13 protein-coding genes and 1 other RNA gene are annotated in these 15,904 nt (G+C 61.1%); all 14 read left to right on the forward strand.

Going from position 1 to position 15,904, the window contains the following annotated elements; genetic code table 11:
• Positions 1-23 precede the first annotated feature (23 nt).
• The 14 genes from J2X71_RS33675 (at position 24) to murB (ending at position 15,903) form a co-directional block, all read left to right on the forward strand.
• Complete coding sequence (locus J2X71_RS33675; RefSeq protein WP_310389319.1) at positions 24-1,199, forward strand: FAD-dependent oxidoreductase; 1,176 nt, start codon at positions 24-26, stop codon at positions 1,197-1,199.
• Between the two features lie 58 nt (positions 1,200-1,257).
• An RNA gene (gene rnpB / locus J2X71_RS33680) (RNase P RNA component class A) lies at positions 1,258-1,651 on the forward strand.
• A gap of 430 nt (positions 1,652-2,081) precedes the next feature.
• Positions 2,082-2,519, forward strand: a complete 438-nt coding sequence (mraZ, locus tag J2X71_RS33685) for a division/cell wall cluster transcriptional repressor MraZ (RefSeq protein WP_310389321.1) — start codon at positions 2,082-2,084, stop codon at positions 2,517-2,519.
• A gap of 17 nt (positions 2,520-2,536) precedes the next feature.
• Positions 2,537-3,562, forward strand: a complete 1,026-nt coding sequence (rsmH, locus tag J2X71_RS33690) for a 16S rRNA (cytosine(1402)-N(4))-methyltransferase RsmH (protein WP_310389322.1) — start codon at positions 2,537-2,539, stop codon at positions 3,560-3,562.
• A 1-nt stretch (position 3,563) separates the two neighbouring features.
• Positions 3,564-3,989, forward strand: coding sequence for a hypothetical protein (locus J2X71_RS33695; RefSeq protein WP_113322231.1), 426 nt, complete (start codon positions 3,564-3,566; stop codon positions 3,987-3,989).
• Positions 3,989-5,737 (forward strand): penicillin-binding protein 2, encoded by a 1,749-nt coding sequence (locus J2X71_RS33700; protein WP_310389326.1) that lies wholly within the window; start codon positions 3,989-3,991, stop codon positions 5,735-5,737. The genes J2X71_RS33695 and J2X71_RS33700 overlap by 1 nt, the downstream gene beginning before the upstream one ends.
• 64 nt (positions 5,738-5,801) lie before the next feature.
• Positions 5,802-7,262, forward strand: coding sequence for a UDP-N-acetylmuramoyl-L-alanyl-D-glutamate--2,6-diaminopimelate ligase (locus tag J2X71_RS33705; protein ID WP_310389328.1), 1,461 nt, complete (start codon positions 5,802-5,804; stop codon positions 7,260-7,262).
• Positions 7,259-8,692: a UDP-N-acetylmuramoylalanyl-D-glutamyl-2,6-diaminopimelate--D-alanyl-D-alanine ligase gene (locus J2X71_RS33710; RefSeq protein ID WP_310389330.1), complete on the forward strand. Its 1,434-nt coding sequence runs from the start codon at positions 7,259-7,261 to the stop codon at positions 8,690-8,692. Before J2X71_RS33705 ends, J2X71_RS33710 begins: the two co-directional genes overlap by 4 nt.
• Positions 8,693-8,712: 20 nt before the next feature.
• Positions 8,713-9,813: a phospho-N-acetylmuramoyl-pentapeptide-transferase gene (gene mraY / locus J2X71_RS33715; protein WP_113324358.1), complete on the forward strand. Its 1,101-nt coding sequence runs from the start codon at positions 8,713-8,715 to the stop codon at positions 9,811-9,813.
• A gap of 7 nt (positions 9,814-9,820) precedes the next feature.
• Entirely contained in the window at positions 9,821-11,233 is a 1,413-nt protein-coding gene (gene murD / locus J2X71_RS33720) for a UDP-N-acetylmuramoyl-L-alanine--D-glutamate ligase (protein ID WP_310389333.1), read from the forward strand.
• 1 nt (position 11,234) lies between these two features.
• Complete coding sequence (gene ftsW, locus J2X71_RS33725) at positions 11,235-12,389, forward strand: putative lipid II flippase FtsW (protein WP_007824016.1); 1,155 nt, start codon at positions 11,235-11,237, stop codon at positions 12,387-12,389.
• Positions 12,390-12,395: 6 nt separating this feature from the next.
• Entirely contained in the window at positions 12,396-13,520 is a 1,125-nt protein-coding gene (gene murG, locus J2X71_RS33730; RefSeq protein ID WP_310389336.1) for an undecaprenyldiphospho-muramoylpentapeptide beta-N-acetylglucosaminyltransferase, read from the forward strand.
• Positions 13,517-14,932 carry a UDP-N-acetylmuramate--L-alanine ligase gene (gene murC, locus J2X71_RS33735; protein WP_310389338.1) on the forward strand — a complete coding sequence of 472 codons (1,416 nt, stop codon included), beginning with the start codon at positions 13,517-13,519 and terminating at the stop codon, positions 14,930-14,932. Before murG ends, murC begins: the two co-directional genes overlap by 4 nt.
• Positions 14,929-15,903: a UDP-N-acetylmuramate dehydrogenase gene (murB, locus tag J2X71_RS33740; protein WP_310389339.1), complete on the forward strand. Its 975-nt coding sequence runs from the start codon at positions 14,929-14,931 to the stop codon at positions 15,901-15,903. The genes murC and murB overlap by 4 nt, the downstream gene beginning before the upstream one ends.
• The last annotated feature ends 1 nt before the right edge of the window (position 15,904 follow it).

Here is a 15,904-nt window from a genome sequence, read left to right on the forward strand (position 1 = left end):
GCTAGCCTTTAGCGAGGTGAGATATGGCAGTCGATTTTAAATTCATCGTCATCGGCCGCGGCATGATGGGTGCCGCGGCCGCAAAATATCTGGCGCGCCAGACGGACGGCGTTGCCGTCATCGGCCCGGACGAGCTTGAAGACCGCAAGGCGCACGACGGCGTCTTCGCCAGCCATTATGATGAAGGACGCATCACCCGCACCATCGATCCGGATCGCGACTGGGCCCTGCTCGCCAATCGCTCCATCGCCCGCTATGGCGAGATCGCCAAAGAAAGCGGCATCGATTTCTATACGGAGGCAGGCTGTGTCGCCGTGGCGCCTTCCGAAAGAGATTATCTCAACCATACAAGGCGGGCAGCGATCTCGCTCGGTGTGGAGACCGCCTCCCTCGATGAGGTTGGCCTGAAGAGACAGTTTCCCTATTTCGCCTTTCCCTCCGGCAGTACCGGCATTTTCGAAGCGAAGGGAGCGGGGCATATCAGCCCGCGCAAACTTGTAAGGGCGCAGTCGCTGCTTGCCGAGAAGGCAGGTGCAGCGGTGATCCGCGACCATGTCATCTCGATCCGGGAGGAGGGCGGTGCGGCTGTCGTCACAACGGCGGGCGGCGAGGTCTATCGCGCCGGGAAAGTGCTGCTTGCGGCCGGTGGTTTTTCCATTTCGCAGAATCTCTTGCCGCAATCCGTTGATATGACGGTTTACGGGCGCACCGTGACCCTTTTCGAAGTGGCGGAAGAGGATGCGCATCGCTTTGCCGGCATGCCCTCGCTGATCCTCGATGCACCCGGCATCGACATCTACCTGCTGCCGCCGATCCGCTATCCCGACGGCAGGCTTTACCTGAAGATCGGCGGTGATCCGGACAATCTGGTGCTGAACAATGATAGAGACATGCGTGCCTGGTTCCGCACCGACGGGCGCGAGGTTGCGCGCGAACACTTCGAGGGCATCGTTGCACGCATCGTGCCGGAACTCGAGGCACGGTCCATTTCGAGTGCATCCTGCGTGGTCTCCTATACCAAGAGCCGCTATCCGATGATTGGCTATACCGCTTCGCCGCACATTGCCGTTCTGACCGGCTGCTCGGGAACGTCGGCGAAGAGCTCCGACGAGATCGGCAGGCTGGGGGCTGAACTGCTTCTGGCAGGCAGAATCAAGGATCAGGGCTACGCCACGGATTTCACACCTTATTTCCGTTAAGCCTACCACCCCATATTTCGTTGGCATTTGCGGGCTTCCTCGTTTAAGGGAGCCCCTGCCAGTTGGCCGGGCAGCCGCGCTTTACCAATGCCGAAAGGCGGTAGGGTGAGGAAAGTCCGGGCTCCACGGAAACACGGTGCCGGATAACGTCCGGCGAGGGCGACCTCAGGGAAAGTGCCACAGAAAGCAAACCGCCTGTCTTGACAGGTAAGGGTGAAAGGGTGGGGTAAGAGCCCACCGCATCTCCGGCAACGGATATGGCACGGTAAACCCCACCGGGAGCAAAACCGAATAGGGATGACGCGGTTGGCGAAAGCCTTCCGGCCTGTTTCTGGGTCAGTCATCCGGGTGGGTTGCGTGAGGCAGCGTGCAAGCGCTGTCCCAGATGAATGGCTGCCACGTTCCGGTTCGCCGGAGCCATACAGAACCCGGCTTACAGGCCAACTGGCGATTACCTTTTCCGGCGTCCGCTTTGCCGCAAAATCCAATATCCTTCCTATCAAGCCATTGAAATGTCTGAAATGGAGGCGAGGTCTCACGGATCTTGCTTGGCCGGATCTCCCGTTCGCTCAGTGTGCTTCGGGTGGCGTTTGAGAATCGCTTTCCTAACCCTTTGTTAAACTTAACAGCTTATAAATGTTTGATACTGCGCCCGCCTCAAAATGGGCTCATCCCATTGACGCCCATATGGTCCCATGCTATCCCAAATGCGCACTGCATCAGGGCAATCATCTGCCCATCAATCGCAAAGCAAAGGCGCCTTCCGGATCGGAAGCGTCGGGAGGACCTCGGTTCTTTCGGCTTGCGAAGCTGTGCCTGACTTTGAGGGTTTCGGGCGGCCAATGGCATTCCGGGCTCTTTCGGAAACGGATGTTTCGTGTCATGAGCCGCTTCCTTTCGAATGCGACCAACAGGATCGATACCAAGGGCCGGGTTTCCGTGCCGGCGGCGTTTCGTTCCGTGCTGGCGCAGCGCAACGTTCAGGAGCTTTATTGCTTTCAGGATTTTGTGTTTCCGGCGATCAGCGTCGGCGGTTTGGATCTTCTGGAAAGGTTCGAGCGGCAGATTGCGGCGGAGGATCCGTTTTCGCCGGATGCAAACGAGATGTCGCTCCTCATTCATGGGGGCGGGGTCTTCATGAAGCTCGACGCCGAGGGGCGGTTGATGGTCACGGATTTCATTCGCGACTTCACCGGTATTTCGGACGAGGTGACCTTCGTTGGTCGGGCGGATCACTTTCAGCTCTGGCAGCCGCAAGCATTCGCGGCCGCGCAGGCGCAGGCACGAGGGGAGCGCAAGCTGGCGGGCAAGCGTTCCTGAACGAACGAGGGAACGGAATGGCGGCGAATCCTGGCGGAGGTTCAACTGAAGCCGGTGGCGGACCGGTTCGCCACATTCCGGTTCTTCTCAAGGAAGTGCTTGCGGCGCTGGAGCCTTTTTCCGGCAAGGTCATCCTCGATGGCACCTTTGGTGCGGGTGGCTATACCTCCGCCATTCTCGACGCAGGTGCCGATGTGATCGCGCTCGATCGCGATCCGACGGCGATTGCCGCCGGCCAGGCGCTCGTCGCCGCCCATGGCGGTCATCTCAAGCTCATCCATTCGCAATTTTCGCAACTTGCCGATCATGCGCCCGATGGCGGGCTCGATGGCGTGGTGCTCGATATCGGTGTTTCCTCCATGCAGATCGATGAGGCCGAGCGCGGCTTCTCGTTCCAGAAGAGCGGGCCGCTCGACATGCGCATGTCGGCTGCCGGTGTTTCCGCCGCCGATGTCGTCAATCGCGCCAAGGTCGCCGATCTCATCCGGATCTTCCACTATCTCGGCGAGGAAAATCAGGCGCCCCGTATCGCGCACGCTATCGAAAAGCGCCGCGTCGAAAAACCCTTCGAGACGACGCGCGATCTCGCCGGCCTGATCGAGCTGGTGACGCCGCGCAAGATGAAGGACAAGATCCATCCGGCAACGCGCGTCTTCCAGGCGCTGCGCATCTTCGTCAATGACGAGCTCGGCGAGCTGGCGCAGGCGCTGTTTGCTGCCGAGCGGGCGCTGAAGCCCGGCGGCCGTCTCGTCGTCGTCACCTTCCATTCGCTGGAAGACCGTATCGTCAAGAAGTTCTTCTCCGACCGTGCCGGCAAGGCTTCCGGCTCCCGCCATCTGCCCATTGCGCATGAGCGCGCCGCGACCTTCGAGCCGGTCGGCAAGTCGATGGTTTCTGCAAGCGAAGAAGAAGCTCAGGCCAATCCGCGTGCCCGTTCCGCCAAGCTGCGCGCCGGCCAGCGCACCACCGCCCCCGCTGAATCCGAAGACATGTCGCTCTTCGGATTCCCAAATCTTGCCAGCCTCGGAAAGCTTGGAGGTTGATATGCTGAGAACGTTCGATCTTGTGCTCATCGGCATCATGACAGCGGCAGCCGCCGTCACCTATACGATCAAGCACCGCGCGGAGCTTAAGCTCGAGGAGGTTCATCGCCTCGAAGCGGAGATCAAGCTCGAGAAGGACACGATCGATCTCCTGAAGGCCGACTGGGCGCTGCAATCGCAGCCGAACCGGCTGGAGCGGCTGGTCAATGCCTATAACAGCGAGCTGCAGTTGCAGCCGACGGATTCGACCTCGCTTGCCCATGCGCGCGAGCTGCCGATGCTGAAGTCGCAGGTTCCTCCGCCTGATATCACCGAAGCCAAGGCGGGCGCCAAGCCGGGTGCTGCCGCCAAGGCTCAACCGATCCCGATGCCAGCGCCCCGCGAAGCCGAAGACGCGGACCAGATCGAAACGGGAGCGGTGGAATAATGTCCTTCCTTTCCCGCATCATGGTGCTGAAGAGCCAGGCGCATTTTTCCGCCGGCGTCTACGACCGTTTCGGCGCCCCCTCGGGCATGGCGATCGAAGGCTCGCGCAAGCGCAGGGCCGGGCAGGCCAGGAGCCGCGTCGGCCTGCTGATCGTCGGCTTTACCGCCCTCTATGCGGTCATCGGCGCCCGTATGGTCGAATATGCGATGAAGGAACCGGAATCGGTCTCGTCTATCTTGCCGCCCGACCGGCTGATGGCGTCGCGCCCCGATATTGTCGACCGCAACGGTGAAGTGCTGGCGACCGATATCCGCACCGTTTCGCTGTTTGCCGAGCCGAACAAGATCGTCGATACCGACGAGGCCGTAGAGAAGCTGCAGACGGTGCTTTCCGACCTCGACGTCAAGGACACCTATAAGAAGCTCTCGAACCGCACCTCGCATTTCGCTTGGCTGCGCCGCCAGCTGACACCGAAGCAGCAGAGCCAGATCCTGGCGCTTGGCATTCCCGGCATCGGTTTCCGTCCGGAAAAGCGCCGCTTCTATCCGGGCGGCGCGACGGCCGCGCATATCCTTGGCTATGTCAACATCGACAACCGCGGCGTTGCCGGCATGGAGAAATATATAGACGATCAGGGGCTTGCCGATCTCGCCTCGGTCGGCATGACGAGCAACCAGCCGCTGGAGCCGGTGCGCCTTTCGATCGATGTGCGCGTGCAGGCGATCGTACGCGATGTCGTTGCCGATGCCGTGGTCAACTACAAGGCCAAGGGGGCAGGGGCCGTCGTGCTGGATGCCCATACCGGCGAAGTGCTCGCCATGGCGTCTGCGCCGGATTTCGATCCGAACAATCCGCAGGAAGGCTCCAAGGACGGCTGGCTGAACCGCATGTCGAACGGCACGTTCGAGATGGGCTCGACCTTCAAGACGTTCTCGACCGCCATGGCGATCGACAGCGGCAAGGTCTCGCTGAAAGACAGTTTCGACGCCACGAACCCGATCCGCATCGGGGGCTTCACCATTCACGACTTCCACGGCCAGCGCCGCTGGCTGACCGTGCCCGAAATCTTCGAATATTCCTCTAATATCGGCACGGCGAGAATGATCGACATCGTCGGCATGGAGATGCAGAAGGAATATCTGACGCGTCTCGGTCTGCTCTCCAAGATGCAGACCGAGCTGCCCGAAGTGAAGATGCCGAGCCAGCCGCGCGTCTGGAAAAAGATCAACTCCATCACGATCTCCTTCGGCCATGGCGTGGCCACCACGCCACTGCAGACGGCGGTTGCCGGTGCCGCGCTCATCAATGGCGGCAAGCTAATCGAGCCGACCTTTTTGCCGCGCAACCGCGAGCAGGCCGATGAAGTCGCCGAAATGGTCATTAAGAAAAGCACCAGCGACGATATCCGCTATCTCTTCAAGCTGAATGGCGTGAAAGGCTCCGGCCGCAATGCCGATGTGCCAGGGTTTCATGTCGGCGGCAAAACCGGCACGGCCGACAAGGTCGTCAACGGTCGCTACGCCAGCAACCTGAATTTCAACGCTTTTCTGGCGGCTTTCCCGATCAACAATCCGAAGTATGTGGTGCTGACCTTCTGCGATGAACCGCTTGACGGTGAGCAGCACCAGCGTATCGCAGCCTATACGGCAGCCCCCATGGTCAAGAACATCGTGCGCCGCGCTGCCCCCATCCTCGGTGTGGAACCGGAATTTGGCGAAGACGGTTCGGCCTTGTTGGTGTCTTATTGAGTGTGAATCAATGTCGGTGTCGATTCGTAAGGGGCGGTCGGCCTGAACCAGAAAAGTGCATTCGATGAAATTGCGGGACCTTGCCGGAAATGCGTTTCCGGAACTCAAAGCTGAACTTGAAGGACCGGCCGGGGCGCTGGATATATCAGGATTGTCTTCCGACAGCCGGAAGATCGCACCCGGAATGGCTTTCGTGGCGATTGCCGGCTCCAAGGCCGATGGTGCGGGTTTCATCGCTGATGCGGTTGCCAAAGGTGCTGCCGTCGTCATCGCATCGCATGCGGCCGAGACCTCCGTACCGGTTCTGGTCGTTGCCGAGCCGCGCCGTTTCCTCTCAGTTGCCGCTTCGCATTTCTATGGCCGCCAGCCGGCAACGATGGTTGCGGTGACGGGCACGGCCGGCAAGACCTCGGTTGCTTCCTTTACCCGGCAGATCTGGGGGCATGCCGGCCATGCGGCCGCGATGATCGGCACGACCGGCGTCATCTCGCCGACACGCAATGAATATGGATCGCTGACGACGCCTGATACTGTATCGCTGCACGAGCTGCTCGCTGAACTGGCCGATGAAGGCGTCACGCATGCCTCGATGGAGGCTTCCAGCCACGGCCTCGACCAGTATCGCCTCGACGGCGTGAAGCTCGCAGCTGCCGCCTTCACCAATCTTGGCCGCGACCATATGGATTACCATCCGACGGTCGAAGACTATATGGCCGCCAAGATGCATCTCTTCGACCGGGTGCTGCCGAAGGGCTCGCCTGCCATCATCTTCGCAGACGATCCGTGGTCGGAGCAGGCGATCAAGGCGGCGACGGCTGCCGGCCACGATGTGCGTACGGTTGGCCGCAAGGGTGCCTATCTGACGCTGAAGCGTGTCGAGCATTTCCGTCACAAGCAGGTTGCGGAAGTCCATACCGAAGGTGAGATCTTCGAAGTCGATATTCCGCTTGCCGGGGATTTCCAGATCGCCAATGCGCTGGTTGCTGCGGCGCTCGCCATGTCGACCGGCGTTCCGGCAAAGATCGCGATGGCGGCACTCGAAAAGCTGCAGGGTGCTTCCGGCCGTCTTGAGCTGGTCGGTCATACCAAGGACGGCGCGCTCGCCTATGTCGATTACGCCCACAAGCCGGACGCGCTGGAAAATGTGCTAAACTCGGTGCGTCCGTTCACGACGGGCCGCGTCATCGTCGTGTTCGGCTGCGGCGGAGACCGTGACCGCGGCAAACGGCCGATTATGGGCGAGATCGCCTGCCGGCTTGCCGATGTCGTCATCGTCACCGATGATAATCCGCGCTCGGAAGAGCCGGCTGCGATCCGCGGCCAGATCATGGCCGCGGCCAAATGCGCTTCCGAGATCGGCGACCGCGCCCAGGCGATACGTGAGGCGGTTCTGCAGCTGAAATCCGGCGATACGCTGATCGTTGCCGGTAAGGGACATGAAGAAGGGCAGACGGTCGGCAGCGTCACGCTGCCGTTTTCCGATCATGCCGAAGTGCGCAAGGCTTTGGAGGAGCGGGTACCATGAACTGGCTCTGGACCACCGAAGACATGATCGCCGCGATGGCGGGCCGTCCGTTCGGCTCGCTGCCGCAGGGTATTACCGGTATTTCCATCGACAGCCGCTCGATTGCGCTTGGTGAAGCCTTTTTCGCGATTAAAGGCGACCGCGTTGATGGGCACGATTATGCTTCCATGGCAATGGCAAACGGCGCGTCGCTGCTGGTCGTCAGCGAGGCCCGCCTACCGGCCATGGGCCGCCTGACGGTGCCGATGATCGTGGTCGAGGATGTCCTTGTCGCGCTCGGCCGTCTGGGGCTTGCGTCGCGTGAGCGTTCGCGGGCGAAGATCATTGCCGTCACCGGATCGGTCGGCAAGACGACGACCAAGGAGATGCTGCGCCATGTGCTGTCTCCCTCCGGTAAGGTGCATGCGTCCGTTGCTTCCTTCAACAATCATTGGGGCGTGCCGCTGACCTTGGCGCGCATGCCGATCGACACCTATTTCGGCGTGTTCGAGGTCGGCATGAACCATCCGGACGAGATCAGGCCGCTTGTGAAGATGATCCGACCGCATGTCGCTGTCATCACGACGATCGCGCCGGCCCATCTCGGTAATTTCCAGAACGTTCAGGAAATCGCCGCCGCCAAGGCGGAAATCTTCGAGGGGCTGGAGCCCGGCGGCGACGTCATTCTCAACCGCGACAATGATCAGTTCAATTTCCTCGAGCAGGCAGCCCAGGCGCTCGGCATCACGAAGATCCATTCCTTTGGCCAGCATGCCAAGGCGGAGTTCCGTCTCGCTGAATTCAACGGCTCGGACGAAAGCTCGACGCTCTGGATGACGGTTGGAGGCGATACCAAGGAAGTGCGCATCGGCGCGCCGGGCCGCCACATCGCTGAGAATGCGCTGGCTGCATTGGGTGTCGTGACGATCGTCGGCGCCAGCCTCGACAAGGCAATCGAAGCACTTGCGACGCTGAAGCCGGAAAAGGGCAGGGGCAAGCGCTACAGGCTTCCGATCGGCAATGGCAGCTTCACGCTGATCGATGAGAGCTATAACGCCAATCCGGCCTCCATGCGCGCGGCGATCGCGCTGCTTGCGACAGCCGAACCGACCGGCCGGGGACGCCGCATCGCCGTGCTCGGCGACATGCTGGAAATGGGCGAATTTGCCGAGCAGGTGCATGCGGATCTTGCCGGCCCGCTACTGGCCGCCGGTCTCGAACATGTCTGGCTCGCGGGGCCTGAGATGGTGGTGCTGAAAGAATCGCTTCCCGACAGCGTCGCAGTCGAGCATCGCGAGAAGACGGAAGAATTGTTGGAATTCGTATTGAACTCGATCGCACCTGGCGACGTGTTGATGGTGAAGTCGTCTCTGGGGATCGGTTTCGGCAAGATTGTCGCCGCGCTCCTTGACAAGTACCCGCCAGTTTCAGACACGCAACGCGAACTATGATCGGGTAAAAGGGGCCTTGAATGCTGATTTGGCTTGTCGAACTGTCGGAATATTTCAAATTTCTGAATTTGTTCAGGTACATTACCTTCCGGGCGGGTGCCGCTCTTTTTACCTCCGCTCTGATCGTCTTCCTCTTCGGGCCTGCTATCATCAACTCGCTGCGCATCCGGCAAGGCAAGGGCCAGCCGATCCGCGCCGATGGGCCGCAAACGCATTTCAAGAAGGCCGGTACGCCGACCATGGGCGGCCTGATGATCCTTGCCGGCATCGTCGGCGCGTCGCTGCTCTGGGCCGATCTTTCCAATGTCTATGTCGTGGCGACGCTGCTCGTGACGCTCGGCTTCGGCGCCATCGGCTTCTATGACGATTATCTCAAGGTCACCAAGCAGAGCCACAAGGGCTTTTCGGGCAAGGCGCGTCTCGGCATCGAGTTCATCATTGCCGGCATCGCCGTCTATTTCATGATGCGCACGGCGCTCGTCTCGGGTCCGGCAGGCTCCACCTTCGGCTCCTCGATTGCATTTCCCTTCTTCAAGGACTTCCTGATCAATATCGGCATCATGTTCGTCGTCTTCGGCGGCTTCGTCATCGTCGGCGCCGGCAATGCCGTGAACCTGACTGATGGCCTCGACGGCCTTGCTATCGTGCCGGTCATGATTGCCGCCGCCGCCTTCGGCATCATCGCCTATCTCGCCGGTAATGCGGTCTTTGCCAATTACCTTCAGATCAATTTCGTGCCCGGTACTGGCGAGCTTGCCGTCGTGCTCGGCGCCGTTATCGGCGCGGGCCTCGGCTTCCTTTGGTTCAACGCCCCCCCGGCGGCGATTTTCATGGGGGATACCGGGTCGCTGGCGCTCGGCGGCACGATCGGTACGGTTGCCGTCGCCACCAAGCATGAGATCGTCATGGCGATTGTCGGCGGCCTCTTCGTCATAGAAACCCTGTCGGTCATCATCCAGGTCGGCTTCTTCAAGATGACTGGCCGACGCGTCTTCCTCATGGCGCCGATCCACCACCATTTCGAAAAGAAGGGCTGGACTGAGAGCCAGGTGGTGATCCGCTTCTGGATCATCGCCGTCGGCCTTGCCATGCTCGGCCTTTCCACCCTGAAGCTGCGGTGAGGCGGTCATGATCCCGGTCACGACGCTTGCAGGAAAGAAGGTCGCTCTCTTCGGTCTCGGCGGCTCCGGCTCAGCGACCGCCAAGGCGCTGATCGCTGGCGGTGCTGATGTCACAGCTTGGGACGACAATCCTGACAGCGTTGCCAAGGCCGCATCGGAAGGCATTACTACCGCCGACCTGCACACGATCGACTGGAGCGCGCAGGCGCTCTTCGTGCTTTCTCCCGGCGTGCCGCTCACCCATCCGAAGCCGCACTGGACCGTTGATCTCGCGCGTGCTGCCGGTGTCGATATCGTCGGCGATGTCGAACTCTTCGTGCGCGAGCGCCGGGCGCATGCTCCCGATTGCCCATTCATCGCGATCACGGGGACCAACGGCAAATCGACGACGACGGCGCTGATTGCCCATATCCTGAACTCGAGTGGCCGCGATACGCAGCTCGGCGGCAATATCGGCACGGCCGTGCTGACACTCGATCCGCCGAAAAGCGAGCGCTATTTCGTCGTCGAATGCTCCTCCTACCAGATCGATCTTGCGCCGACGCTCAATCCGTCCGCCGGCATCCTGCTCAACCTGACGCCCGATCACCTCGATCGGCATGGCACGATGCAGCACTATGCGGATGTCAAGGAACGGCTGGTCGCCGGCAGCGATGTCGCTGTGGTCGGCGTCGATGACAGCCATTCGGCGCTGATTGCCGACCGTATCGAGCGGGCAGGCGTGAAGGTGATGCGGATATCCCGCCGCAATGTGCTGGCCGACGGTATTTATGCCGAAGGCACGAAGCTCATCCAGGCAGCGGGTGGTGCCATGCTGCCCTTCGTCGATCTCGACGGCATCCAGACGCTGCGCGGCAGTCACAATGCACAGAACGCTGCTGCCGCGGTCGCCGCCTGCCTTGCGGTGGGTGTCTCCGCCGAGGACATCCGTGCGGGTCTTGCATCCTTCCCCGGCCTCAAGCATCGCATGCAACCGATCGGCCGGCGCGGTAATGTCGTCTTCGTCAACGATTCCAAGGCGACGAATGCGGATGCTGCGGCTCCGGCACTTTCGAGCTATAACAGGATCTATTGGATTGCCGGCGGATTGCCGAAGGCGGGCGGTATTACGACGCTTGCGCCCTATTTCCCGCGGATCGCCAAGGCCTATCTGATCGGTGAGGCGGCGGCAGAATTTGCCGCGACGCTCGGCGAGGCGGCACCCTACGAAATATCAGGCACGCTGGAACGGGCCGTGGCGCATGCCGCAGCTGACGCCGAAAAGGATGAAACCGGTCCCGTGGCCGTGATGTTATCCCCGGCTTGCGCAAGCTTCGACCAGTACAAGAACTTCGAAGTCAGGGGCGATGCCTTTGTCGGCCATGTGGCCTCCCTTGACGGCGTGACCATGCTGATCAATTCGGCAACAGGAGACAAATGACATGGTGAGCCGCGCGGAACGTGGAGCATTGGCGGATTGGTTCTGGACCATCGACCGCTTTTTCCTGGCCTTGTTCCTCTTCCTGATGGGCATCGGCTTCATGCTCTCCTTTGCGGCTTCGCCGGCAGTTGCCGAGCGCATCGGCCTGGAGCCCTTCCATTTCGTCAAGCGCCACGCCGCCTTCATGATCCCGTCGATTGCGGTCATGCTTGGCCTCTCGTTCCTGACGCCGCGCCAGGTGCGGCGCACCGCAATCATCCTGCTGATCGTGGCACTCGCCATGATGCTGCTGGTGCTGTTCTTCGGCCAGGAGGTCAAGGGTGGAAGGCGCTGGATCTGGATCGCCGGCCTTTCCATCCAGCCGTCGGAATTCATGAAGCCGGCCTTCGTCGTGGTCTGCGCCTGGCTCTTTGCCGAACATGCGCGCCAGCCGGAGATACCGGGCAATCTCTTCGCCATCATCTTGTTCGGCATCGTCGTCGCCCTGCTCGTGGCACAGCCTGACCTTGGCCAGACGATCCTGACGACGGCTGTCTGGGGAGGGATGTTCTTCATGGCTGGCATGCCGTGGCTCTGGATCATCGTGCTGGGTGTCGGCGGTGCCGGCGGCCTTGTGACCGCCTACTACGTTTTCCCGCACGTGGCGGGCCGAATAGACAAGTTCCTTACCGGCGAAGGCGATACGTTCCAGATCGATACCGCCCGCGAGGCGATCATCCGTGGTGACTGGTTCGGGCAGGGGCCGGGCGAAGGCATCGTCAAGCGCATCATTCCGGATGCGCATACCGATTTCATCTTTTCGGTCGCGGCCGAGGAATTCGGCATCGTCTTCTGCATCGCGCTCGTCGTCATCTTCACCGTGCTGGTGCTGCGCGGCCTGTCGCATGCCTATCGCGAACGCAACGACTTCAATCGCTTTGCCGTCGCAGGCCTTGTGCTGCAGATGGGCATCCAGTCGATCATCAATATCGGCGTCAATCTCGAACTGCTGCCGGCCAAGGGCATGACGCTGCCGCTGATTTCCTACGGCGGTTCGTCGATGGTGGCGATCTGCGTGACGGCCGGCTTCATTCTGGCGCTGACGCGCCATCGCCCGGAAAAACGTGCGCAGGACCGGAGCCTCTTCCGCGTGCCGCACGGCATGCCGGCGGAGTAGGGCATTATGAGCAAGGGCATCGTCCTTCTTGCCGCCGGCGGAACTGGCGGCCACGTCTTTCCGGCAGAGGCGCTGGCCTTCAAGCTGAAAGAGCGCGGCTATTCCGTGCATCTCGTCACCGACAGTCGTGCCGAGCGATATGCCGGTAAGTTTCCGGCCGACGAGATCCATGTCGTGTCGTCGGCGACAATCAGTTCCAAGAACCCCGTGGCCGTTGCCCGTTCTCTGTGGAAGCTCTGGACCGGAATGCGCGCCGCAAAGCGGCTGATCCAGCGATTGAAGCCCGTGATCGTCGTTGGCTTCGGCGGTTATCCGACAGTGCCGCCGCTGCTTGCCGCCAGCCGCCTCGGTGTGCCTTCCATGCTGCATGAGCAGAATGCCGTCATGGGGCGTGCCAACAAGGCGCTTGCGCCGCGCGTCAGGGCGATTGCCGGCGGCTTCCTGCCCGAGAGCGGCGGCACGTTTTCCGACAAGACGATTGCGACCGGCAATCCTGTGCGGCCGGCGATCCTTGCCGCGGCCGAACAGCCTTACATACCGTCGCATCCGGGCGAGGATTTCAATCTCGTGGTCTTCGGCGGCAGCCAGGGCGCACAATATTTCTCCAAGGCGATGCCGACGGCGATCAGCCTGCTCGACGACGCGCTGCGCGCGCGGCTCCGGGTAACCCAACAGGTTCGCTCGGAGGATATGGAGACGGTGCGCGGGTGTGTAGTGCAGCTGCAGATGGCTGCGGATATTGCGCCGTTTTTCAACGACATGGCGGAGCGTCTTGCCAAGGCGCATCTGGTCATCTGCCGCTCCGGCGCCTCGACGGTTTCGGAAATCTCGGTCATCGGCCGTCCGGCCGTGCTGGTGCCTTATCCGCATGCGCTGGACCACGATCAGGCGGCCAATGCCGCAGCGCTGGCGGCGACCGGCGGAGCCAAGGTGATCGCCCAATCCGAGCTTTCGCCCGAGCGCATCGCCTCTATTCTGACGCATGTCATGAACGATCCTGAAAAGCTTGCGAGCATGGCGGCTGCCGCCAAGCTTGCAGGAAAACTGGATGCGGCGAACTTGCTTGCCGACATGGTTGAGGCTATTGCCGCCGGTAGGACAGTTGCAGAATTCAAGGGGGCACGCGTATGAAGCTGCCAAAGGCGATCGGCCTCGTTCATTTCATCGGCATTGGCGGTATCGGCATGAGCGGTATCGCCGAGGTGCTGCATAACCTCGGCCACAAGGTGCAGGGATCGGATCAGTCCGACAGCGCCAACGTTCAGCGCCTGCGCGATAAAGGCATCGAAGTCTTTGTCGGCCACAAGGCGGAAAACCTCGGCGATGCCGAAGTCGTTGTCGTGTCGACCGCGATCAAGAAGAGCAATCCGGAACTCATTGCCGCACGCGAGAAACTGCTGCCTGTCGTGCGCCGCGCTGAAATGCTGGCCGAGCTGATGCGTTTTCGTAATGCGATTGCCATTGGCGGCACGCATGGCAAGACGACGACCACGTCGCTCGTCGCCACGCTGCTCGAAGCCGGCGGGCTGGACCCGACCGTCATCAATGGCGGCATCATCAATGCCTATGGCACGAATGCGCGCATGGGCGAGGGTGAGTGGATGGTGGTCGAGGCGGATGAGTCCGACGGCACTTTCCTGAAGTTGCCGGCCGATGTCGCCGTCGTCACCAATATCGATCCTGAACATCTCGATCATTACGGCAATTTCGATGCCGTTCGCGCCGCCTTCCGGCAATTCGTCGAGAATGTTCCCTTCTACGGCTTCGGCGTCATGTGCCTCGATCATCCCGAGGTTCAGGCGCTGGTCAGCCGGATCGAAGACCGCAAGGTCATCACCTACGGCGAAAACCCGCAGGCCGATGTGCGCTTCATGAATGTGCGCATCGACGGCACGCGCTCGATCTTCGACGTTGAAATCCGCCGCCGCCGCACCGGCGAGGTCATCAGGCTTGACGATCTCGTCATGCCGATGCCCGGCCGTCACAACATCTCGAATGCAACTGCGGCCATCGCCGTCGCCAACCGCCTCGGTATGTCCCGCGAGGATATCGCCAAGGGGCTTGCCTCTTTCGGCGGCGTGAAGCGGCGCTTCACGCTGACCGGCGAATGGAACGGCGTGCAGATCTTCGACGACTACGGCCATCATCCGGTCGAGATCAAGGCGGTGCTGCGCGCCGCCCGCGAGGCCTGCAAGGGCCGTATCATCGCCGTGCACCAGCCTCACCGCTATACCCGCCTGTCGAGCCTGTTCGAGGAATTTGCCGCCTGCTTCAATGATGCGGACAGCATTTTCATCGCGCCTGTTTATGCTGCGGGCGAGGACGCCATCGAGGGTGCGGATTCGGAATCGCTGGTTTCCCGCATCAAATCGGGTGGTCATCGCGATGCGCGCTTCCTTCCTTCGGCGGAAGCTCTACCGCAGATGGTAGCAGAGATTGCAAAACCCGGGGACTTTGTAGTTCTGTTGGGTGCTGGTAGCATTACATATTGGGCAGCGGCGCTGCCGAAGCAGTTGCAAGACCTTTCAGGAAAATCCGCATGAAACAGGTTAACGGGGAAAAGCTTCTTGCCTCTCTTGGAGAAGGCGTAAAGGACATTCGCGGCCGACTGACGCCGGATGCCCCCATGGACCGCGTCACCTGGTTCCGCGCCGGCGGTCTGGCCGAGCTGATGTTCCAGCCGCATGACGAGGACGACCTTATCGCATTCCTGAAGATCCTGCCGGATGAAGTGCCGCTGACGGTGGTCGGCGTCGGTTCGAACATCCTAGTGCGCGATGGCGGAATTCCGGGCGTCGTTCTGCGCCTGTCGGCCAAGGGCTTCGGCTTTGTCGAACTCGCTGGCGAAAACCGCATTCACGCTGGCGCCATCTGCCCCGACAAGCATGTGGCCGCCATGGCAATGGATAATGGCATCGGTGGCTTTGCTTTCTATTACGGCATTCCGGGTGGCATCGGTGGTGCTGCCCGCATGAATGCCGGCGCCAACGGGTCCGAAACGAAGGATCGTGTCATCGAGGTCCAGGCGATCGATCGCAAGGGCAACAAGCATCTGCTGACGAATGCCGAGATGGGGTATTCCTATCGCCATTCGGATGCTGCAGATGATCTGATCTTCACCTCGGTGTTGTTCGAGGGTTATCCCGACGATCGCGCCAAGATCCGCGCCGAGATGGATGCCGTTCGTAACCATCGCGAGACGGTGCAGCCGATTCGCGAAAAGACCGGAGGTTCGACCTTCAAGAATCCCGAGGGTCATTCGGCCTGGAAGCTGATCGACGAGGCGGACTGCCGCGGTCTCGTCATCGGTAGTGCGCAGATGTCGTCGCTTCACTGCAACTTCATGATCAACATGGGGCAGGCGACGGGCTACGATCTGGAATATCTGGGTGAGGAAGTGCGCCGCAAGGTTTTCGAAACTGCGGGCATCAAGCTCGAATGGGAAATCAAGCGTCTCGGGCTCTTCATGCCAGGTCGCGAGGTTCGCCCCTTCCAGGGCGTGACGACAGAGTAAG

Origin of the sequence: Rhizobium sp. 1399 (assembly GCF_031455475.1) — a bacterium.
Lineage (GTDB): Bacteria > Pseudomonadota > Alphaproteobacteria > Rhizobiales > Rhizobiaceae > Rhizobium.